Below are 21,647 nucleotides of genomic sequence, written 5' to 3'. Positions count from 1 at the left end.
CGCGCCCCATGAAAACATCCACTGAACACGCGCTGGCCAAGGTGCCCGAAGTCACGCTGGGCTTCTGGCTCATCAAGATTGCCGCCACGACGCTCGGTGAAACTGGCGGTGATGCGGTTTCGATGTCCATGAACCTGGGCTACCTGGTCGGTACAGCCATCTTCGCGGCGATCTTCCTGGCTGCCGTCGTCGCGCAGGTCAAGGCCAAAGGCTTCCATCCCTTCCTGTACTGGACAACCATCATCGCCACGACCACGGTCGGCACGACATTGGCCGATTTTGCGGATCGATCGCTGGGAATCGGGTACGCTGGAGGTTCGAGCTTGCTGCTGGCCTTGCTGCTCGGCTCGCTCTTCGTCTGGCATCGCACCCTCGGCTCCGTGTCGGTGAGCACGGTCAGCTCGCCCAAGGCAGAAGCCTTCTACTGGCTGACGATCATGTTCTCCCAAACGCTGGGCACCGCGTTAGGCGACTGGACAGCCGACACGGCGGGCTTGGGCTACACGGGTGCGGCCGTCGTGTTCGGCGGGCTGCTCGCGCTGGTCGTGGCAGCCTACTACTGGACGAGCGTGTCCCGCACGCTGCTGTTCTGGGCGGCGTTCATCCTGACTCGCCCGCTGGGTGCCGTGGTCGGGGATTTTCTGGACAAGCCACTGAGCGCGGGTGGTCTGGCGTTGAGCCGCTATTCGGCATCGGCCGCACTGTTGGCCTTCATGCTGACTGCGATCCTGCTGTTCAGGCAGAGAGCAGCCAGGACGGCACATTGAACAACGATTGAACGGAGGGGGAATGCGGGTATTGCTTGTCGAAGACGATCCCATGATCGGTGACGCGATCCAGGGCGCATTGAAGGATGCGTCCTACGCCGCCGACTGGGTGAAGGACGGGCAGACGGCGCTCACCACGCTGGGCTGCCAGCATTACGACCTGGTGCTACTCGACCTCGGTCTGCCCGGAAAGGATGGGCTGGAGGTGCTGGCCAGCATCCGAGCCAAGGACAACCCGGTTCCCCTGCTCATCATCACGGCTCGCGATGGTCTGGATGATCGCCTGCGCGGCCTGGATGGCGGGGCCGACGACTATGTGTCCAAGCCCTTTCAGATGGCGGAACTGCTGGCCCGGATGCGCGCCGTCCTGAGGCGCAAAGGTGGCACGGCAGCTCCCGTGCTCAGCAACGGCGTGGTGACGCTTGACCCGGCCACCAAAGAGGCTTGTGCCAATGATGGCCCCCAAGTGCAACTGTCCAACCGCGAGTTCTCGTTACTGCAAGCCTTGCTGGTTCGGCCTGGTGCCATCCTTTCGCGCAGCGAACTGGAGGATCGCATCTATGGCTGGGGGGAAGAAGTCGAAAGCAATGCCGTCGAATATCTAATCCACGCACTGCGGCGCAAGCTCGGTGGCGAGGTCATCAAGAACGTCAGGGGGGTCGGATGGATGGTCTCAAAAGGCGCTTGAACGAATCAGTTCAGCTCAAGCTGTCCTTCACCTTGTCGCTGGCCATCCTCGTGGTGGCCGTTGTGGCGGGCGTATTCTCGTTCCTGTCCGCCTTCGATGAAGCGCACGAACTACAGGACGATGTACTGCGCCAGGTGGCGCAGCTCATGGATCGCCAGCGCTTGTTGCCTGCCGTGCCAACCACCGATATCCGTCTCAAGGATGTCGATGAAGAGTCGCGCGTGATCGTCCAGCGCTTGGGTGAGGTCAGTCCCTCTACGGTAGGCGTGGATGCAGGAGGCGTGCTCCCGCTCCCGGCGACCTTGGCGGATGGATTGCACACGCTGGAAGTTGGTGGCGAGACGTTTCGCGTGCTGGTCAAGACCACGGCGAGCGGCGAACGCATTGCTGTGGCTCAGGAGTCCGGTTTCCGCAATGAAATTGCCCGCGACGGGGCACTGCGCACGGTGATGCCTTTCTTGATTCTCGTGCCGGTGCTGCTGTTGATCGTTGCTGACCTGGTGCGCAAGATGTTCCAGCCCATCGCGGCGCTGTCCAAGGAAATAGACCAGCGGGCAGAGCAGGAACTGCATCCCGTCGAAGACCGCCACCTTCCGGTCGAGGTACGTCCGTTTGTCGTGGCGATCAATCGCCTGCTCGCTCGTGTCAGCCAGTCGATGGAATCTCAGCGCCGCTTTGTGGCGGATGCCGCGCACGAGCTACGTTCGCCGCTGACAGCCATGTCGCTGCAAGCAGAACGGCTCGCGGAAGCGGAAATGTCCAGCGTGGCGCGCGAACGGCTGACGGTTTTGCGCCAAGGGATCGAGCGCGGCCGCAGCCTGCTCGATCAACTCTTGACCTTGGCCAAGGCACAGTCGGCCACCGACCTGCCGAAGTCGCCTGTATCTGTCCAGAGCATCTACCGCCGCGTGCTGGAAGACCTCATGCCGCTGGCCGAGGCCAAGCACATCGACATCGGTGTCGAAGGCGCGCTGGACGCCGAAGTGTGGGCAAGCGAGCTGGACATGATCGCTGTGGTCAAGAACCTAGTCGATAACGCCATCCGCTACACGCCAGAGGGAGGGCGTGTTGATCTTTCTGTGGGTGTTTCGGAAGGGAAGGTCGTACTACGTATTCAGGACAGTGGGCCTGGCATTCCGTTGGCTGAACGGGATCGAGTGTTTGATCCCTTCTACCGCACGCTGGGGAGCGAGCAGATCGGCTCGGGTCTGGGACTATCCATTGTCCAGACGATTGCCAATCGCATCGGTGCTGAAATCCGCCTCGACTTCTCAGATCAAGAGAAGCAAACTGGCTTAAATGTTGCCGTTATCGCTCCCATGCGGTAGCGGTTTGAGAAACGCGGAGGCAGGCTAAATGGTTAATTCGGCGGGGTGGTTTTATTGGGCTTTGCTGTCCGCTATCCTTGCGGCACTGACGGCTATTTTTGCCAAGGTTGGCATTCAGGGAGTTGATTCCGATCTGGCCACCTTGATCCGCACGGCCATCATCATCGTCGTCCTGTCGGCGTTTGTTGCCTACACGGGGAAATGGACCAACCCCTTGGAGTTATCACCCAAGACATGGCTTTTTCTCGGGCTGTCCGGCTTGGCGACAGGGGCATCGTGGGTCTGCTACTTCCGCGCACTCAAGATTGGCGATGCATCCAAGGTTGCGCCAGTGGATAAACTCAGTCTTGTCCTGGTGGCGGTATTTGCTTTCGCCTTTTTGGGCGAACGCCCGTCACTGAGGGAGTGGTCCGGCATTTCGATGGTCGCCGGAGGCGTTCTGTTATTGGCGTTCAAGTGATAACAGGTAGGACATACTGACTCAACCAGTCGTCACGATTCGTCTACAGTAACCGCTGTCCTGTCATCAAATTTGACTGAGCAGTTTCTCGCCATCAAGGCGCAACTCGCCCTTCGGCGAAATGTGCCGATACAAGGTCTGTCTTGTGATGCCCAGTTCCTGACATAGATCGCCGACCTTGGTTTCGGGCTGCCCCATAGCGGCCATCGCCAGCCGCAACTTGGCGGCAGTCATCTTGAAGGGCCGGCCGCCCTTCCTACCGCGCGCCCTCGCCGAAGCCAATCCTGCAATCGTGCGCTCGGTAATCAGTTCGCGCTCGAACTCGGCCAGCGCGGCGAAGATGCCGAAGACCAACTTGCCGGCGGCCGTCGTGGTGTCAATGGCTGCACCGTGCCCAGTCAACACTTTCAGACCGATGCCTCGCCCGGTCAGGTCATGCACGGTGTTGATGAGATGCCGCAGATCGCGCCCGAGCCGGTCAAGTTTCCACACCATCAACGTATCCCCCGGTCGTAGCGCCTTCAGGCAGCTCAACAGGCCGGGACGATCCTCGCGTTTGCCCGACGCTTGATCCTCGTAGAGATGGGCCGGATCGACGCCGGCAGCGATCAGTGCATCACGCTGCAAGTCGGTGGCCTGTGAGCCGTCTGCTTTCGATACCCGCATGTAGCCAATCAGCATCTTGCACCTGTCACATATACGTTCGATTATGTGACAGTGTGCACCGGAAAGTTCTGGTCGTCAAAATTTGTCACTTAACCCGTCATTCTGTCTAAGACATGCAAAGGGTCCATCAGCCTCGTAATGTGACAGAAATTCCGGGGGAATGCCTTCCTTTGCAAAGGTGGCGCGCAACTGTTCCAGGGAAGCGGGATCGCGCCGACCATAGGAAGCCAACGCGAACAGCGAGCGTGCCGTCTCGGGGTCGTGCCGGGCTTCAATGATCGCCTCACTGATAGCTTGGACCGCCCGTTGCCAATGATTGACGGGTTCGGGCTTCGGCGGTTTCGCCGGCAGACCACTGGTGAACCCGGTTTGGAGCTCGGACCAGAACAGCTTTGCATGCTCGCCTGGCGGGCTGATATCCCTCACCTCGATCAAGCTGATTGCCGTTGCCGCCGCCTCCAGCATCTGCAACCGTATTGCCGGGTTCAGGGTTTCATACGGTCGCCACAGACTTTGCCCAGCACGCAGCGGATGCCCGCAGCCTTGCCAGACTTGGCGGAGATACCCCGCGTAGGTTCCGCACGCCGAAAGCGGGGTGTTCAGCTCATCGAGCAGCGTGCGTAGCAGTCGAAACCACAATCCAGCGTGGATGCGTCGGCACGGCAGTTCCACATGGCCGGTCGTCAGTGCCTGCCAGGTACGCCGGTCCATCACTGCAATCGCGTCGCTGGCGGTGCGCGACGCAGTGTCGGCGTTCTCCCAGCCGAGAAACCGCCCAGGCACGCCCCAATAGGATTCCAGCCAGCAGCCATGCAGCGGGCAGCTCAGCATCAGGGGCAGCTTCCATGCAAGCAGTACGGCTTGGTTTGCCGGGTCGTTCAGACAGAGAGGACAGGCGCGATGTATCGGCTGGCTGGGCAGCCAGGCACGCCAGCTCGTGATGGATCGCGTCCTACGGCGGAGTTTCGGCAGCAGCACCGAGAGCTGGAACGCATAGGTTTCCAATGCGTCTGGAATCTGATCATCAAGGCTGTCCAGTAGCCAAGGCACCCAGCCGGCGAAACTCATGCAACGCAGCCGGTCCGGCTCGATGCCGCTCCGCTGGGAGAGCATCGCCAACAGCGCCAGTGGTGGCGCGGTATCCAGGTCATCAACCTGAGCGTGACCAAGATCGTGCTCCAGCAGCTCGGACACCTCCATGTGATAGCAAAGGGCCACGCGGTTGAGCCACGAAGACAAGGCTTCGCCTTCTCTGGGGGCCGGATGCAGTGGCCAGCGTGGCGCTGGCTTCACATCAGTTCCCGCTCGAATTGCCGCCGCCGCTCGCTGGGACCGGTGTAATCGGCCATGCTCAGCGTGCGATGGTTGATCGCTTCCTCGCCGCTCTCCACGGCGACGATGGCCGCCGCCATCAGCAAGTGCGCCAGTTCGCCGATGGTGCCCTCGCTGCGTGTGAGCAGGTAGCGGGCCATGTCCAGCGTGGCAATCGACGAGGGTCGCCGCAGTGGAAGCGAAGCGGCGAAACTGGCCAGCAGTGAGCAGCAATCGTGATTGGCCTCCCATACCGGCAGCATCATCGGCTCGAAGCGATTTTCCAACTGGTCATCGGAGCGGATGGCCAGGTAGGCGTCGCGCGTGCCGACCCCGACCAGTGGGATGCGCAGTTCATTGCCGAGGAAGCGCAGGAGATTGAGGAATTCCCGGCGATTGACGCTGTTACCGGCCAGGACGTTGTGCAACTCGTCGATCACCAGCATGCGCACGCCGACCTTGCGCAGCAGTGCCAGCGCCAGTTGTTCCATTTCTGGCAGCCGTGGGCGCGGTCGCAATGGCGCACCCATCGCCGCGAGCAGCGCGACGTAGAAGCGGATTACCGACGGTTCGGATGGCATCTGCACGACCAGTACCGGAATGTGCTCCTGGTCGGCGTCGGCTCTGGCCGGATGCGTGCGCCGGAACTTCTCGACGATCATCGACTTGCCGTTGTTGGTCGGGCCGACCAGCAGCAGGTTGGGCATGCGTTGCTTGTTTGGCCACGTATACAGGATTTCCAGCCGGTTCAGCGCCTCGACTGCTCGCGGATAGCCGATCCAGCGGTCGGCGCGAAGGCGATGGATGCGTTCGTCCGCCGGGAGACGGGCCAAGCCCTGGGCCGCCGGCAGCAGGTGGGACAAGTCGATGATGGGATATTCTTCCACGGCTACCACTCCTCAATCTGGTCGAACGGTTTGGCCGGCGGCTGGTTGTCTGCCTGCTGCCCATCCATGTCAGCGCCCGGTGGTGGCGTGGTTTTGACAGGCGTTGCCGTTGCCTTGAGATGCTGGCGTCGATCCGCGTCGCGCCGCGCCTTGCGCGTAGCCTTCTGCGCGGTGGTAACGATTTCGCGCATCTGGCCGATCATGCGGAACAACGCCGACTCATCCACCTGTTCGCGCCCTTGCTGCCGCAATTTCGCCAGCGCCTGTCGTTGTTCCCAGAGGGTGACAGCCGGGTGCGACAAGGTACGGTAGGGAATTTCCAGGTAGTGCTGCCCCTCTGGTTCCAGCACCCATATGCGGCTGATGTCGCGCGGGTCGCGCCGGATCAGGAACGCAGGCAAGCGGTCCCGCCGAGCTATCCACGGCTTGAGCGCATCGGCGTAGTAGTGGATGTGGTCGATGACGAAGCCGGTGCGGGTCAGCGTGCGGCGGATGATGGGCAGAAAATCGACCAGAAAAGCCGTAGCGCGAGTGATGACGGTTGGCACGCCGGTCCGCGTGATAGCTTCGGCCCAGCGCGCGGCCGGCGGTTGGAGCAGGCCGTTGTGCACGGAGCCGTGATAGGTGCCGACCGCCAATGTGAGCCAGCGCTCCAGCTCGCGCAGTGTCAGGGCGGCCATCTTCTCGGAGGCGTATTCCCCGCGCTGGTCAGGATTGGAGAAGGTCGTCCCCGGCAATTCGTCGTGGATCATCTGCATCGCCGTGCCGATGATCCGTTCCACGATACCGCCGTAGTGCGGCTGCCCAAGCGGGCGATAGTCCAACCGGATGCCATGCTGCTCGCAGCCACGGCGCAGCGCCTCGCTCTTGAACTCAGCCGCGTTGTCCAAGTAGAGCAGTCTGGGCTTGCCGCTCATCGGCCAATCCATCTCTACGTTCAACCCTTCCAACCAAGGGCGCTTGTCGCAGGCGGCATGCACCAAGCACAAGCCGACCGAGACGGCGGACGGGGCTTCCAGCGTAACGACCATGCCAACCACGCAGCGGGTGAATACGTCGATGGCGAGGGTCAGGTATGGACGGCCAATCGGTTGCCGGTCGCGCTCGTCCACCACGATCAGGTCGATGACTGTGTGGTCGATCTGCACCTGCTCCAGCGGCGCGGAGACGGGTGGCGGAACACCACCAACACCTTGCAGGTCGCGGGCGGCATCTTGTCCTTCCCGGCGGTGAGTGACCTCGCGCGGATCGAGGCCGGCGATCCGCAGAGCCACCGTGTTGCGCGCCGGCACCCGCAGCTTTTGCAGCTTGCACGCCCGCACAACTTCGCGGTGGAACGCCGCCAAGCTACGCTTCTGCTTGGTCAGGAAGCGCTTTTGCAGTAACTCGCGGATGATTCGTTCGACCGACTCCGGCAAGCGGCCTTTACCTTTGCCACCGCTCGACTGCCCAAGAGCCAAGTCAGTGACCAGCCCCGATCCTAGCCGGGCACGGCGGATCAGGACGTAGACCTGCCGCCGGGACAGCCCCAATGCCTGGGCTGCCGCGTCGGCCGCTTCATGCCCAACCGTCTCCGACTGCGCCAACGGCCCAATGATCTCCGCGCGACGACGCGCACGCTCCCATGCCTGTTCTGGCAGGGTGGCCACGCCGTGCTCGGTAATCGGTGCGGTATCGGTCGCCATGCTCATCTCGCTTTGGTGCACACGAGTATTGAGCATAGACGAGTTTCGTGCAGAGGAGTCCTGATATCTGGCTGTCAGGAGCCGTATGCACAAGAGGCTTCAAACCGCGCTGAATGGTGCAGTCGTCTTCTGAAAATGACAACTGAATTGAAGAAGCTGTTGATCGCCAACCGCGGAGAGATTGCATTGCGCGTCCAGCGCGCCGCACGCGACCTGGATATTGGCACCGTCGCGGTGTACTCGCAGGACGACGCGGGCTGCCGCCATCGGATGCTGGCCGACGAAGCGATTGCGCTGGACGGTGCGGGCCCTGCTGCGTACATCGACATCGCGGGAATCATCGCTGCCGCGAAGGCATCGGGCAGCGATGCCGTACACCCGGGCTACGGCTTTCTGAGTGAGCGGGCCGATTTTGCGCAGGCGTGCATCGATGCCGGCATCCGGTTCATCGGACCGACGGTCGAGCATCTCGCGCTGTTCGGCGACAAGGGCCGCGCGCTGCAATTGGCGGCCGAGTGCGACGTGCCGGTCATGCCCGCCACGCATGGCGGCGCGTCCCTGGAGGAGATCGAACGCTTCTTCGATGCACAGGGCGACGCCGGCATTGTCATCAAGGCGGTTGGCGGTGGCGGCGGGCGCGGCATGCGCGTGGTGCGCAGACGCGAGGATCTGGCGGAGGCCTATGCGCGCTGCCGGTCCGAGGCCAGTTCCGCGTTTGGCGTGGATGCGCTGTACGCCGAGCGGCTGGTCAGCCGGGCACGCCATATCGAAGTGCAGATCGCTGGCGACGGCCAGCACGTTATTGCGCTGGGCGAGCGGGACTGCACGCTGCAGCGCCGTTTCCAGAAACTGGTGGAGATTGCCCCGAGCCCGGTGCTCAAGCCGGAGCTGCGCGCGGAGATTATCAAGGCCGCGCTGCGGCTGGCGCGTCGCGTCAACTACCAGAGCCTGGGCACGTTCGAATTTCTGGTCGAGGAAAGCGAGTCGGGCGAGCAGAAGCGCTTCGTCTTTATCGAAGCCAATCCCCGGCTGCAGGTGGAGCACACCATCACCGAGCAGGTGACCGGCGTGGATCTCGTGGCGCTGCAGATCGGGCTGGCCTCCGGGCGGACGCTCGTCGAACTTGGGCTCGATCCGGCTTCGCCGCCGCAACCCCGGGGCTATGCGATCCAGGTGCGCGTCAATGCCGAAATGACCGATGCGCAAGGGCTTGCGCGTCCGGCATTTGGCCGTCTGGAGCGCTTCGAGCCGCCCGCCGGTCCGGATGTGCGGGTGGACTCCCACGGCTACGCCGGCTACGAGCCGTCGCCGAACTTCGACACCCTGCTGGCCAAGCTGATCGTAAGCAGCGCCGCACCCGGGTTCGAAGCTGCCGTGCGCCGGCTGCAGCGCAGTCTCGCGGAATTCCGCATCGTTGGCGTGCCGACCAACCTCAACCTGTTGCGGGCGCTTGCCCAACGCGAGGACTTCCTGACGCAGGACGTCCACACGCGTCTTTTCGAGTCGATCCTGCCGGCGCTGATGGCGTCGGCGGAAACCATCGCCGAAGCCGAGCGCGCGCAGGACGCGCGTTTCGGCGGCGCATCCCATGCAACGCCCGTCCACGCGAGCCACGCGACCCGCGCGCCGGAGGCTGAAGAGGAACTGGAAGAAGGGCTCGTGGCGATCCGCGCGCCGCTGACTGGCCGCGTGGTCGACATCCCGGTGCAACTGGACGAGATCGTCAAGCCTGGGCAGACGGTGGCCGTGCTAGATGCGATGAAGATGGAGCATGCGATTGTCGCGCCGTGCGCGGGCCGTGTGGTCGATCTGCGCCCGGAGAAGGGTGCGCTGGTGTCCGAAGGCCACATGCTGATCGTGCTCGAGCAGGCAGAGGCCGACGGCGTGGCCGTGGATGCCGCGCGGAATGTCGATCCGAATGCGATCCGTGCGGATCTGCAGCGTGTGCTGGACCGGCACGCCTATCTGTATGACGCGGCGCGTCCCGATGCGGTGGCCAAACGCCGTTCGCGCGGGCAGCGCACGGCGCGGGAGAACATCGCCGACCTGTGCGATGGCGACTCCTTCGTGGAATATGGCGCGCTCGCGCTGGCCGCGCAGGCATCCCGCCGCAGCAAGGAAGACCTGATCGTCAACACGCCCGCGGATGGCCTGATCACCGGTATCGGCGAGATCAACCGGGAACTGGTCGCGAAGGAACGGGCGCGCAGCGCGGTGATGGCGTACGACGCCACGGTGCTGGCCGGCACGCAGGGCAAGCGCAATCACATCAAGACGGACCGCATCGTCGAGGTGGCGCTCCGTGACGAACTGCCGCTCGTGCTGTTTGCCGAAGGCGGCGGCGGGCGGCCTGGTGACGTGGATTTTCCGTCCGTCTCCGGCCTGTATCAGCCGTCGTTCGCGGCGTTTGCCGAACTCAGCGGACACGTGCCGGTGGTCGGCATCGTGTCGGGCCGTTGCTTTGCCGGCAATGCCGCGTTCCTGGGCTGCTGCGACGTGATCATTGCCGATCGCTCGGCGAACATCGGCATGGCCGGGCCGGCCATGATCGAGGGCGGTGGCCTTGGCATCTTCCGTCCGGAAGACGTGGGTCCCGCGTCGGTGCAGTTCGCCAATGGCGTGGTCGACGTGCTGGTCGAGAATGAGGCCGAGGCCGTGGTGGTCGCCAAGCACTACCTGTCGATGTTCCAGGGCCGCGTGACGCACTGGAGCGCGCCTGACGCGCTGGCGTTGCGCCAGGTCGTGCCCGAGAACCGCCTGCGCGTGTACGACACCCGCAAGGCCATCGAAGGCATCGCCGACGTCGGCAGCGTGCTGATGCTGCGCGGCGGGTTCGGCGCGGGCATTCACACCGCACTGGCCCGTGTGGAGGGGCAGCCGGTCGGCATCATGGCCAACAACCCGTATCACCTTGGTGGCGCGATCGACGCGGATGCCGCGGACAAGGCAACGCGTTTCATGCAACTCTGCGATGCGCATGGCTTGCCGATCATCTCGCTGATTGATACCCCGGGGTTCATGGTCGGACCCGAGATCGAGGCCCAGGCCCAGGTGCGTCACGTGTCGCGGATGTTCCTGGCTGCTGCCAAGCTGCGCGTGGCGCTGCTGGCCGTCACGCTGCGCAAGGGCTACGGCCTCGGCGCGATGGCGATGGCAGGCGGTGGCTTCCGCTCGGCAAACTTCACGATCTCGTGGCCGACCGGCGAATTCGGTCCGATGGGGCTGGAGGGCGCGGTCAGGCTCGGCTTCAAGAAGGAACTCGAAGCGGTGCCCGATGGCCCGGAGCGCAAGGCGCTGTTCGACAAACTGGTGGCGCAGTCCTACGAGCGTGGCCACGCGATCAACACGGCCGCTGCAGTGGAGATCGATGCCGTGATCGACCCGGCCGAGACGCGCAAATGGATCGCCCAGGGCATTGCCTCGGCCGACGTTCGCAGCCGCAGGGCGCGCCAGTCGTTCGTCGATGCATGGTGAGCGTGGTGATTGTCACTGTGATGAGTGAAACGCGGGCACTGTTCGGCAGGCCCGATCCACGTCCACACGCGAGGGATTCAAGATGAAGGATGCTGCTGCCCCGGCGCCGCTTGCGCTGGGTGGGCTGCGCGTACTCGAGGTCGGCACGGGTCCGGCGCTTGCGTACGCGGGCAAGTTGTTCGCCGATTTCGGCGCCGAAGTCATCAAGGTCGAGCGCCCGGAGGGCGATGTCTGGCGGCAGATGCCGCCGCTGGTTTCCAGTGCCGAAGCGCCGCCGGAGAGCGCGCTCTTCGCCTGGCTGAACACCAACAAGCGCAGCGTGACCGCTGATTCGGCGGATGCCGCTGACCGCGCGTGGCTTGCCCGGCTGGCAAGAACCTGCGATGTCGTTCTCGATGCCCGCGCGCTGACCGAAGGCGTGGGCGTGCTGTCCGCACCCGTCTGGGCCGCGGCCGCAGACGCAGACTGTAAAGGGGGACACGAGCCAATCGAGGTCGCGCTCACGTGGTTCGGTGAAAGCGGGCCATATAGCGAGTTCGCGGGTTCGGAAGCCGTGTGCCGTTGCCTGGCCGGCGCTGTGCACGGAAGCGGTCCGGTGGACGGGCCGCCGCACATGCCGCATGACGTACAGACCGCGATCGTGGGTGGGCTGATGGCGTACTCGGCTGCGGTGGCCGCCCTGATCGGCGGGGCGCAAGGCAGCCGTCGCTATGTGCTGAGCCTGCACGAAGCGGTGTTCAGCGTGGTCGAGATGGAAGCCGGCATGGTGCCCGACAAGCGGCACCCGCTGCGCCGTTTGGGCGTCAACCGCTTCTGCGGCACGCATCCGGCCGGTATCTACGAGACCGCATCGGGCTGGATCGGCATCTTCACGCACACGCTGCCGCAGTGGACGGCGCTGTGCGAAGCCATCGGACGGCCCGAACTGGCCCGCGACCCGCGTTTCGCGAACGGGCAGGAGCGCATGAACCGGGCCGACGAGATCGACGCGATCCTGATCCCGGCGTTCCGCACGCGAACTGCGCAGGAATGGTTCGAGCTGCTCGGGGACATGAAGCATCCCACCGTACTGGTGCCAACGATGCAGGAACTGCTCGGCCAGGCGGTGCACCGGGAGCGTAGGGCGTTCGTGCCGGTACGAATCGGCGGGACGACGTTCGAAGGTCCCGTGGTGCCACTCCGGCTCGACGCAGCCGGTCCGCTGGCCGGTGGCGACGCGCCGCTGAAGGGCGCGGACGATGCGTTCTATCGTGCGTCGGGTCTCGATCATCGACCGCTGCGCCAGTTTCAACGCGCCACCACGGCCAAGGGGCCGCTGGAAGGAATCCGTGTCATCGACCTGACGATGGGCTGGGCCGGGCCGCTTGCATCGCGCACGCTGGCCGATTTCGGCGCCGAGGTCATCAAGGTCGAGAGCACGAGCTACCCCGACTGGTGGCGCGGCGCGAACTTTACCGAGGAGTTCTATCGGGAGCGGTTGTACGAGAAGAACTCGAATTTCAACCTGATGAACCGCAACAAGCAGGGCATCACGCTCGATCTGACGCGCGAGGAGGGCAAGCGGCTGTTGCTCGAACTGGTAGAGGGCGCGGACGCTGTCATCGAGAACTACTCGGCGGAGGTGTTGCCGAAGCTCGGGCTCGACTACGAGGCCTTGCGCGCCCGGAACAAGCGGTTGGTCATGGTGTCGATGCCGGCCTTCGGACTCGGTAACGCGTGGAGCAACACCCGGGCCTACGGCGGCACGCTCGAGCAGGCCAGCGGGCTGCCGCTCTACACCGGACACCCGGATGGGCCGCCCGCCATGACCTCCTATGCCTATGGCGACCCGATTGGCGGGCTGAACGCGGGCGCGGCGATGCTGCTGGCGCTTTTCGCGCAGCAGGCCACGGGCGCGGGGCGGCACGTCAACCTGTCGCAGGTGGAGGCCATGCTGCCGATGGCCGCGCCGTTCATGATCGAGCAGTCGATCTCCGGAGCGGTATCGCCACGCCAGGGCAATCGTCATCCGATGCTGTTTCCGTATGGGTGCTTCCGCTGCGACGGGGACGATGCGTGGGTCGTCCTGTCTGCCACGGACGCACACTGGCCCGCCCTTTGCCGCGTTATCGAGCGCGACGATCTCGCCGCTGATGCGCAACTCGCCAGCGTGTCTGGCCGACGCGCGCGGGGGAGTGAGATCGACGCGGCAATCAGCGCCTGGTGCGCGGGCCGCGATCCCGAGGCTGCGATGCAGACGCTGCAGCACGCCGGTATCCCGGCGGGCGTGGTGCGTCCCATGTCGCAGGTACTTCAGGATGCCCATCTGCACGCACGCGGATTCTGGCGCGACATTGACCGTGCCCATAGCGGGCCGTACCGGGCCACGACCGCCTGGTTCCGCACGGGCAGCGAGCCGCAGGCAATCCGATATGCCGCCCCAACGCTTGGCGAGCACACTGAATCGGTGCTGGCGCGCGTGCTCGCGCTCGGCCCGGCTCAGATCGCGGAACTGGAGCGTATTGGCGTGACAGGGAAAACCGCGCAGCCCAAGGTATCGAAGGGGCGCGCATGACGCAGGAACTCAGCAGGACCACCGAGAACGACATCGAGAACGACAAGGAGACACACATGAAAGAACGCGAAATCACTGCACGCCGCCGCGCCATCAAGGGCGGGATGAAGCTGGTGGCAGCGGCGCTGGCCGTCATGGCAGGGACGATGGCGGCACCGGCTGGCGCGCAGACGGCCACACAGACAGCCAACTGGCCCAACAAGCCGATCCGGATCGTCGTGCCGTTCCCGGCAGGGTCCACCACCGATACCGTCGCGCGCGTGCTGTCGGAGCAGCTCAGCAAGTCGCTGGGGCAGCCGGTCATCGTCGAGAACAAGCCGGGCGCGAACGGCCTGATCGGCGTTGCCGAGGTCGCCAAGTCGCCCGCGGACGGCTATACGCTGCTGGTCACGAACTCGAGCAGCATCACCATCAACCCGCAGGTGTACAAGCGGAGCAACTACAAGCCCAAGGATCTGGCGCCGGTCGCGCTGGTAGTGGAGGCGCCGTTCGTGCTGGTGGCGAACCCCGAGTGGGCAAAGAAGAACAGTATCGGTTCGGTTGGCGATCTGGTTCGCTACGCCACGCGCAATCCGGGCAAGCTTAGCTATGGCTCGGCGGGGCCGGGCAACATCGCGCATCTGAGCTTCGCCATGCTGAACAACCGGGAGAAGATCCAGACCACGCACGTGCCGTACAAATCGGCCTCGCAGGCGGAGATGGCTGTGATCAGCGGTGAACTGGAGACTGCTTTCGACGCGTGGAATGGGCTGCCGCAGATCAAGGCTGGCAAGCTGAAGCCGCTTGCAGTGACATCGCCCAAGCGGATGCCGCAGTTGCCCGACGTGCCGTCGCTGGAGGAAGCCGGTGTCAAGCCGTTCGATGTCAGCTTCTGGCTCGGCATGCTGGCGCCGGCCGGCACGCCGCCGCAGATCGTGCAGAAGCTGTATGAGATCACCAAGGGTGTGGCCAACGATGCCCGCGCAAAGTCGGTTCTGAGTCAGCAGGGTGAAGTGGTCATGATCGACCCGGCGAACTTTGCCAAGCGCGTCGAGAAGGAAGAGGCCAACTGGGCGGTGGTGATCCAGCGCGAGGGCATCACGCTGGACTGACGCGCCGTTGATGTACTGCTGACGCACAACGGGTGACGGGCCAGCCGGGCATGCCAATCGTTCGGCGACGATGGGCATGTCCGGCTGGCTGCGACGCATCGGGGACGAAATCGAGCCCGATTTGATATGTGTCGTACCCGTTCGTTTCATCCTCCAAAGCGGTTGATAGCTATCAACACCTGGATGGAACCAAAAGTGCCTAATCCGGCTTGCGGTCCGCGTCTCGCGGTCCGATCAACAAGACGGAGTCCCCATGAAATCCAGCCGAAGCAGAGTCCTGTCGACGTTTTCGACGGCGACGTTCATAACGGTGCTGTTTGCCGCTACCGTATCCAGTGCGCACGCCGCCGAGCCGCAAGCCGAACCTATCCAGCCCATCGCACCTGCCAAGGTCCAGCACCCGGAACGCGTGGCGCTGGGCGAAAAGCTCTGGTTCGATCCTCGTCTTTCGCGCTCTGGCTTTATCTCGTGCAACTCGTGCCATAACCTCAGCATGGGTGGCTCGGATAACCTCAAGACGTCCATCGGCGACAAGTGGAAGCAGGGCGGCATCAACTCGCCGACCGTCCTGAATTCCAGCCTGAACTTCGTGCAGTTCTGGGATGGCCGGGCGAAAGATTTGCCAGAGCAGGCGCGCGGGCCGATTGCCAATCCAATCGAGATGGCCTTCACGCACGAGTTGGCGGTCGACACGCTCCGATCCATCCCCGGATACGTCGACGAATTTCGCAAGGTCTTCAAGTCGGTCAAGCTGACGATATCCGAGATCACACTGGCCATTGCCGCATTCGAGGAAACGCTGGTCACGCCGAATGCGCGATTCGACAAATGGCTGAAGGGTGACAAGACGGCTATCAACGCGCAGGAGTTGCGCGGCTACCAGTTGTTCAAGGGCTCGGGCTGCGTTGCCTGCCACAACGGCCAGAACATCGGCGGCAACTCGTTCCAGAAGATGGGTCTCGTGGAGCCGTACAAGACCGGGAATCCGTCGGAGGGCCGTGCCGCGGTGACGGGCAAGGACGCTGATCGCTTCAATTTCAAGGTGCCGACCCTGCGCAACGTGGCGCTGACCTACCCGTACTTCCACGATGGCGAGGCGGCCACGCTGAGTCAGGCGGTGGATACGATGGGTCGACTGCAACTGGCACGCAAGTTCACGCCGGAAGAGAACGCCGACATCGTGGCGTTCCTGAAGACGCTGACCGGCGATCAGCCGAAGATCGTGCTGCCGATGCTGCCGCCATCGAGCGACAAGACGCCGAAGTCGAAGCCTTTCGAGTAAGGCGCCGCTGACGGCGCCCGCGCGCGTTGGGGCCCCGTCCCGTCCCCGTCCCCGTCCTCTTTCCCCCTTGGGGGCCCCGCGTCAACGTGCTTGCGCCTCGGCGGGTTTGGCCGCTGCGTCGGACCCCTTGCCGAACCGCGCGGCGAGTTGGTCCTGGACCTTGGCCAGCGCCTCGGCCTGAGCCTTGGCGTCCTGCGCCTCCTTGGCCTTCCTGGCTTCGGCGGCCTGCTGTTGTTCCGGCGTTGGCGGCGGGAGCTTGGCGATGGCCGGTGCGGCCAGCAGGCAGCCGAGAGACAGCGCGAGCGCGCGCAGCGAAGCAGGAACGGACGTGGATTCGTGTTTCATGGGTTTCGTCTCCCTGAGGTGGTTGGGACGCTATCCAGCAGCTTGCGTGCGCGGGTCAGTGTCTGCCGTACTGCATTGTAGCCATCCCATGGATCATGGCGGGCGATCTCGTCGAGCCGCGCGCCGCGCGGCCACTGCCAGTTGTCGAACGGGTGGCACTTGCAATCGCGTATGACACCACCTAATCGCGCAGTGGAGTAGCATACAAATCCCATATTGGTGAACGCCGGGGCGAACTGCTGACGAACGTGGCCGCCATCCCGGGCGCTAGGAGGAAGGCATGTGGCATTCCAGTCCGACGCGGATTGCCCGTCGACGCGTGGCTTCGTTCACCCTCATGCTGGCAGCGGTGCTGCTGCCGGTTGCGGCGTCCGCGGCAGCCGGTGAAGCGTCGGGGCGCCACGTTTATTTCCCGGCGGCGCAGCCAGTCGCTTTGGACGGCTCCAAGCCGCAGGATTCCGTTGTGGCCGGCACACCAGCGCAGGCGGCGGCGCCGTTGGGTGAAGACGAGCGGCGCTACCTGGCCTCCCTGCCTCGGCTGCGCGTGCAATTGCTGACTCAGTGGGCGCCGTTCACCTACGAGGACGAGGATGGTCAGCCCACCGGAATACTGAGCGCCTACCTGGCCTACCTGAGTGAGACCCTGGGCCTGCGTTTCGATGTGAGTTCCGTCGCGGAGCCGGCCGAGTCCGGCCGGTTGAGGGCGGCCGGGCAGATCGATCTCAATCAGTATGTCGAGCCGGCGGAGATGGCGAATCGGCATCTCCCGACCCGTACCCGTGCCGTCGAGTCCTATCCCCTTGTGATCGTTGGACGAACCGATTCCCCGGCCATCGGCGAACTGTCCGAGCTTGCAGGCTTTCGGGTTGCCGTGGCCGCCAAGTCGGTCATGGCCGATCTGGTGCGCGCGGCGGTACCGTCGGCGCCGATCGTGACTGCTGCCTCGCCCGAGGCGGCGCTGGAGATGGTGCGGGACAACAAGGCCGATCTCTACATTGGCAATCTGGCTGCGCTGGATCGCGCTATTCAGAGCCGCTACGTGGGCCAACTCAAGGTTGTGGGCGCTACCAGGCTGCGGCAGCTCATCGGATTCGATGTGCGGCCGGGGCTGGAGCCGCTCGTGCCGCTGATCGATCGCGCCATCGAGGCCATGCCACCGGAGCGGCGACAGGCGATCCGCAATCGATACCTGACCACGACCTATCAGTTCGGTTTGTCGGGTAGCGAAATCCGGCGGCGTGCCGCACCGTACGTGGCGCTGGTCGTCACGGCGCTGGCGCTTCTGGCTCTCGGCTACTGGCGTCAGCGGCGGCAGGTCGCCATCCGCCTGCAGGCCGAGCGCGAACTCCAGCGGGCTCATCGACTGGCCGAGGATGCGAACGCAGCCAAGTCGATCTTTCTGGCGGCGATGAGCCACGAGATGCGGACGCCGTTGTACGGCATGTTGGGTACGCTGGAATTGTTGTCCCTGACCGCGCTGGATGATCGGCAGCGCCAGGACGTCGGGACGATTCAGACGTCGTCGGCCACATTGCTGTCGATCATCGACGATCTGCTGGACTACACCAAGTTCGAGGGCGGGCAGCTCACTCTGGAGTCCGTGGCGTTCGATCCCGTGGAACTGGTGGAGGCCGTAGCTCGATCCCACGCGCCGCTCGCACTGCGCAAGGGATTGGCGCTGACCTGCTATGTGCAGGCCGATCTACCCTGGCTCATCGGCGATCCGGTCCGTGTCAGGCAGGCCCTCGACAATTTTCTAACCAACGCGTTGAAGTTTACGTCGGAAGGGCACGTTGGCATCCGGGCCTTCCGCGCCGCTTCGACGCCCTCGGACGAGACGACGCTGTGTCTGGTGCTGGAAGTCCTCGATACCGGTATCGGCATGTCGCCAGGCACGCAGGCACAACTCTTCGAACCATTCGTTCAGGGTGATGCCACCACGGCCCGGCGTTTCGGTGGGTCGGGCCTCGGCCTTTCGATCTGCAGGAGGCTGGCCCGCCGGATGGGGGCCAGCATTGTCGTCGAGAGCGAGCTTGGGCGCGGCAGCCGCTTTTCCTTTTCCGTGCCCCTGGAGATTGGGGAGGCACGACAGTCGGTCGAACCGGCATTGCCCAATGTCGTCGTCCGGGCGCAGGACCCCGTATGGCGCGCGGATGTCATCGCCATGATCCGCCAGTCAGGAGGAAGGGCAATTGCCTGCCAGGGCGACGCCACCGACCCGGGCACTATCCTGCTGATAGCGGACGAGACGCAGGGCCCCGTGCCGAACGGATACGCCGGAGTGGTCAGGCTCAAGGCAAGTGGGCCGCTGGAGGCCGTGGCAAGGCCCGATGGCCTGGTTGTATCCGCCTATCATCAGGCCGGCATCGTGCGCGCGCTGTGTCGGGCGGCAGGCATCCCGCTGACCAGCACGGCGTCTCCGGTTCAACGTTCGACGCAGATGTTGAAGCTGGATCTGCAGGTGCTGGCGGTGGACGACCATCCGGTCAATCGCCGGCTGATGCAGCAGCAACTAGAACAGCTGGGTTGCCGGACGACCATGGTCAGTAGTGGCGAGGACGCATTGCTTGCTTGCAGGCAGGGCCAATTCGATGCGGTGCTGACCGATGTGCACATGCCAGGGATGGACGGCTATGCACTTGCGCATGCCTTGCGCGCGGACGGCTTCACCATCCCGATCATCGGCGTCACCGCCAGCGTGGCCACCGGAGAGGCCGAGCGCTGCGTGGCATCGGGGATGAACGGACATCTCACCAAGCCTGTTCTGTTGCAGGCCCTTGCCGATAGCCTCAGGCAGGTGTTGCCGGACCGAAGTGAAGCGCTGGCGACGGCAGCCAGGAGCGCCGCCGAACTGCCTCAGGGCGACGTCTCGCAAGATGACCGGTTGCTGCTGATACGCACGGTCTGGGAAGACGCGCGGGCCATCAGGCAGGCTGTCGAGCAGAAGAATCTCGGGACCGTGGCCGAGCGCGCGCATCGCGTTCGCGGCGCCGTCGCGCATTTGCATGACTGGGAGGAGGTGGCGGACCTGTGCAGGGAACTCGAAGCCGTGGCGCGCGACGCGTTCGATGGCGCCAAACAGCTCGCCGATGACCTGGACGGCTACCTGCAGGTGTACCTCGAAGCCGAGTCATAGCTCGCCGATGTGCCGCGCAAGACTTGGCCATTGATGATGATGGCTTGTGGATTTAAGGCTTTCCCTAGGACTCATATCTCGTAGAACTTCTATTATCTCGACATGGCGACCCGGCCATACAAGGGCAATGTGATCCATATATCTCATTCAATCGACCGGGTCCGAAGGGGCAAGATGATTCAGGTACTAATTGCCGACGATCACCCGGTAGTCGTCAATGGCATCCGTAGAGAACTAGGTGACGAGGTTGGGTTTGAAGTCGTTGGCACGGCGCATAGCTCCACCGAGCTGCTGCGTCTGCTCGACACCACCCAGTGCGATGTGCTGGTGACCGACTATTCCATGCCGGGGAGTGCGACTGGCGACGGCTTGCCGATGCTGCAGTTGATTCGCAGGCGCCATCCGGCCGTACGCATTGTCGTGATCACGATGCTCGACAATCCCGCCCTGCTGCGGAACATTCAGAAGGCAGGCATCTCGGTGATCCTGAGCAAGTCCGATCACCTTGGCCATCTCGCCCCCGCGATCCGGGCGGCCTTCGTCGGTATCGCTTATCTGGCGCCTGCGGTGCAGGCGTTGCTCGGCGATGCCAGCGACGACGGCGGCGCGCCGGAGCCAAAGCTCTCGAAGCGGGAACTGGAGGTCGTGCGCAAATGCGCGGCTGGTGTGCCCCTGGTCGAGATCGCCCGGCAGGCCAATCGCAGCAGCAAGACCATCAGCGCCCAGAAGAGCATGGCGATGCGCAAGCTGGGTCTGACATCGGATTACGAGCTTTATCAGTACGCCGTCACCCACGGCATGCTTGCGGCCGCCCAGTAATCGGGCCCGGTCATTGCCGCTGCCACCGCCATTGGCGTAATCGCAGCCGGCACGCGGGTCCTCGGACCCGCTCTTTCTCGCTACTTCTTGCTCCCTCCCGCAGTTCCGTCGACTCTCCGTGTCGGCCATCGCATCACGCACCATTCCGGTGCGGATGCATTGACGTAACCCCGTCACCTGCATGCATTGCGCCCAAATTTAATCGTTGCCTTATAGTCCCGGCCGCTCCCGTGAACCAACATGGATGCAGGCAGATATTGAATCGGGATAGTAGGAAATGAAGAAAGTCAGGCTATGCATCGCAAGTGATCGACCTGCAGTCTGTCAGGCTCTGGCGCGACGTCTTGAGTCCTTGCCGTGCATTGAGCTCGTCGGAAACAGCGGGCGTGCCGAGGAGGTTCTCGCAATCACGCAGCGCGCGGGATGCGACGTCGTGCTTCAGGTCCGGGAGCCGGAATCCGGCCTTGATCAATCCGCACTGTTTCTCCGGCTGGTTGACTCCACGATGGCGCCGCCGGCAACGCTGGTCGTCCAGGCCGATCTGACGCGCCGGGCCGATGTGTTGACGCTGCTCGGCAGCGGTGTAAAGAACATCGTCAGTGCGCTGGATGACGCCGATGCCGTGGCGCAGGCGGTATTGATGGCGCACATGGGCATCGGTTCGCTCTCCCCGCGGGCGATGGACGTGATGTGGGGTTCATGGCGTGCCGCGCCGCGCGCCGTCGACGAGGTTCGCCACAGCGTCGACGAGATTCGCCACAGCCTTTCCCGGCGCGAACTGGAAGTCCTGCGGCTTTACCTGGCCGGCGTGCCGATCTCGAAGATTGCCCGCGACACTGGCCGCAGCGTCAACACGGTCAGCGCGCAGAAGAAGAGTCTGATGCGCAAGATGAATGTGCAAGATCACGTGCAGCTTGTGGCGATGTCGATCCAGTACGGCCTGGTGTAGCACGATGTAGCCTGGCGCGGGCCGTAACGTCCCGCCAGGTTGAAGCGAATGCCAGCCCCGATCGAGGGTTGGCCACCATGGGTACCAAAGCCCCGGGGATAACGCCCCGCTCGGCACTGCGGCCAAACTCGACGGCGCTTGGCAGTGTTCCAGACCCACGACACGACACACCGTATCGCGCAACCATGCGCTGCGGATGGGGGAG

General features: G+C 64.0%; 16 protein-coding genes. 11 read left to right on the top strand and 5 right to left on the bottom strand.

All coding sequences use genetic code 11. The features are described from left to right. The first annotated feature begins 8 nt into the window (after window positions 1-8). From RMET_RS25540 to RMET_RS25525, 4 genes are read left to right on the top strand one after another with little or no spacing between them, the layout of a single operon-like run. Entirely contained in the window at window positions 9-767 is a 759-nt protein-coding gene (locus RMET_RS25540; protein ID WP_005797954.1) for a COG4705 family protein, read from the top strand. Window positions 768-789: 22 nt separating this feature from the next. Then, on the top strand, window positions 790-1,455 hold the full coding sequence (locus tag RMET_RS25535; protein WP_005797956.1) for a response regulator transcription factor: 666 nt from the start codon (window positions 790-792) through the stop codon (window positions 1,453-1,455). Then, entirely contained in the window at window positions 1,431-2,783 is a 1,353-nt protein-coding gene (locus tag RMET_RS25530; RefSeq protein WP_029310059.1) for an ATP-binding protein, read from the top strand. The genes RMET_RS25535 and RMET_RS25530 overlap by 25 nt, the downstream gene beginning before the upstream one ends. 28 nt (window positions 2,784-2,811) lie before the next feature. Then, window positions 2,812-3,243 (top strand): EamA family transporter, encoded by a 432-nt coding sequence (locus tag RMET_RS25525; protein ID WP_005797960.1) that lies wholly within the window; start codon window positions 2,812-2,814, stop codon window positions 3,241-3,243. Window positions 3,244-3,309: 66 nt separating this feature from the next. On the opposite strand, the gene RMET_RS25520 is transcribed toward RMET_RS25525, so the two are convergent. Genes RMET_RS25520 through RMET_RS25505 form a run of 4 tightly spaced genes read right to left on the bottom strand, consistent with a single transcriptional unit; the run spans window position 3,310 to window position 7,792 of the window. Continuing rightward, entirely contained in the window at window positions 3,310-3,924 is a 615-nt protein-coding gene (locus tag RMET_RS25520) for a recombinase family protein (protein WP_011517527.1), read from the bottom strand. Window positions 3,925-3,984: 60 nt separating this feature from the next. Beyond that, window positions 3,985-5,202: a TniQ family protein gene (locus RMET_RS25515; RefSeq protein WP_011517528.1), complete on the bottom strand. Its 1,218-nt coding sequence runs from the start codon at window positions 5,200-5,202 to the stop codon at window positions 3,985-3,987. Then, window positions 5,199-6,107 carry a TniB family NTP-binding protein gene (locus RMET_RS25510; protein WP_009687862.1) on the bottom strand — a complete coding sequence of 303 codons (909 nt, stop codon included), beginning with the start codon at window positions 6,105-6,107 and terminating at the stop codon, window positions 5,199-5,201. Before RMET_RS25510 ends, RMET_RS25515 begins: the two co-directional genes overlap by 4 nt. Before the next feature lie 2 nt (window positions 6,108-6,109). Then, complete coding sequence (locus RMET_RS25505) at window positions 6,110-7,792, bottom strand: Mu transposase C-terminal domain-containing protein (RefSeq protein ID WP_011875634.1); 1,683 nt, start codon at window positions 7,790-7,792, stop codon at window positions 6,110-6,112. 147 nt (window positions 7,793-7,939) lie between these two features. Here RMET_RS25505 and RMET_RS25500 point away from each other — a divergent pair, with 147 nt between their 5' ends. The 4 genes from RMET_RS25500 to RMET_RS25485 all read left to right on the top strand — a co-directional run bounded on the left by RMET_RS25500 (window position 7,940) and on the right by RMET_RS25485 (window position 16,193). Further along, window positions 7,940-11,266 carry an acetyl-CoA carboxylase family protein gene (locus RMET_RS25500; RefSeq protein WP_029310077.1) on the top strand — a complete coding sequence of 1,109 codons (3,327 nt, stop codon included), beginning with the start codon at window positions 7,940-7,942 and terminating at the stop codon, window positions 11,264-11,266. A gap of 82 nt (window positions 11,267-11,348) precedes the next feature. Continuing rightward, window positions 11,349-13,820: a CoA transferase gene (locus tag RMET_RS25495; RefSeq protein ID WP_011519391.1), complete on the top strand. Its 2,472-nt coding sequence runs from the start codon at window positions 11,349-11,351 to the stop codon at window positions 13,818-13,820. Between the two features lie 56 nt (window positions 13,821-13,876). Then, window positions 13,877-14,911, top strand: a complete 1,035-nt coding sequence (locus tag RMET_RS25490) for a Bug family tripartite tricarboxylate transporter substrate binding protein (RefSeq protein ID WP_049799851.1) — start codon at window positions 13,877-13,879, stop codon at window positions 14,909-14,911. A gap of 253 nt (window positions 14,912-15,164) precedes the next feature. Next, window positions 15,165-16,193, top strand: coding sequence for a cytochrome-c peroxidase (locus RMET_RS25485; RefSeq protein WP_011519389.1), 1,029 nt, complete (start codon window positions 15,165-15,167; stop codon window positions 16,191-16,193). 81 nt (window positions 16,194-16,274) lie between these two features. Here RMET_RS25485 and RMET_RS25480 read toward each other — a convergent pair whose 3' ends face one another. Next, on the bottom strand, window positions 16,275-16,538 hold the full coding sequence (locus RMET_RS25480) for a hypothetical protein (protein WP_029306453.1): 264 nt from the start codon (window positions 16,536-16,538) through the stop codon (window positions 16,275-16,277). A gap of 280 nt (window positions 16,539-16,818) precedes the next feature. On the opposite strand from RMET_RS25480, the gene RMET_RS31840 reads away from it, so the two are divergent. The 3 genes from RMET_RS31840 to RMET_RS25465 all read left to right on the top strand — a co-directional run bounded on the left by RMET_RS31840 (window position 16,819) and on the right by RMET_RS25465 (window position 21,442). Then, a complete protein-coding gene (locus tag RMET_RS31840; protein WP_011519388.1) occupies window positions 16,819-19,674 on the top strand; it encodes an ATP-binding protein in 2,856 nt (951 codons plus the stop codon). 174 nt (window positions 19,675-19,848) lie between these two features. Beyond that, window positions 19,849-20,493 (top strand): response regulator transcription factor, encoded by a 645-nt coding sequence (locus RMET_RS25470; RefSeq protein ID WP_011519387.1) that lies wholly within the window; start codon window positions 19,849-19,851, stop codon window positions 20,491-20,493. A 433-nt stretch (window positions 20,494-20,926) separates the two neighbouring features. Then, window positions 20,927-21,442 (top strand): helix-turn-helix transcriptional regulator, encoded by a 516-nt coding sequence (locus tag RMET_RS25465; protein WP_157139115.1) that lies wholly within the window; start codon window positions 20,927-20,929, stop codon window positions 21,440-21,442. Window positions 21,443-21,647: the final 205 nt, after the last annotated feature.

It is taken from the genome of Cupriavidus metallidurans CH34 (assembly GCF_000196015.1).
Classification (GTDB): domain Bacteria; phylum Pseudomonadota; class Gammaproteobacteria; order Burkholderiales; family Burkholderiaceae; genus Cupriavidus; species Cupriavidus metallidurans.
This window is presented reverse-complemented; position numbering and strand designations above follow the sequence as displayed.

Coding starts and splice junctions, on each gene's coding strand:
- RMET_RS25540 (WP_005797954.1), top strand. CDS start 9: ATGAAAACATCCACTGAACACGCGCTGGCCAAGGTGCCCGAAGTCACG.
- RMET_RS25535 (WP_005797956.1), top strand. CDS start 790: ATGCGGGTATTGCTTGTCGAAGACGATCCCATGATCGGTGACGCGATC.
- RMET_RS25530 (WP_029310059.1), top strand. CDS start 1,431: ATGGATGGTCTCAAAAGGCGCTTGAACGAATCAGTTCAGCTCAAGCTG.
- RMET_RS25525 (WP_005797960.1), top strand. CDS start 2,812: ATGGTTAATTCGGCGGGGTGGTTTTATTGGGCTTTGCTGTCCGCTATC.
- RMET_RS25520 (WP_011517527.1), bottom strand. CDS start 3,924: ATGCTGATTGGCTACATGCGGGTATCGAAAGCAGACGGCTCACAGGCC.
- RMET_RS25505 (WP_011875634.1), bottom strand. CDS start 7,792: ATGGCGACCGATACCGCACCGATTACCGAGCACGGCGTGGCCACCCTG.
- RMET_RS25495 (WP_011519391.1), top strand. CDS start 11,349: ATGAAGGATGCTGCTGCCCCGGCGCCGCTTGCGCTGGGTGGGCTGCGC.
- RMET_RS25490 (WP_049799851.1), top strand. CDS start 13,877: ATGAAAGAACGCGAAATCACTGCACGCCGCCGCGCCATCAAGGGCGGG.
- RMET_RS25485 (WP_011519389.1), top strand. CDS start 15,165: ATGAAATCCAGCCGAAGCAGAGTCCTGTCGACGTTTTCGACGGCGACG.
- RMET_RS25480 (WP_029306453.1), bottom strand. CDS start 16,538: ATGAAACACGAATCCACGTCCGTTCCTGCTTCGCTGCGCGCGCTCGCG.
- RMET_RS31840 (WP_011519388.1), top strand. CDS start 16,819: ATGTGGCATTCCAGTCCGACGCGGATTGCCCGTCGACGCGTGGCTTCG.
- RMET_RS25470 (WP_011519387.1), top strand. CDS start 19,849: ATGATTCAGGTACTAATTGCCGACGATCACCCGGTAGTCGTCAATGGC.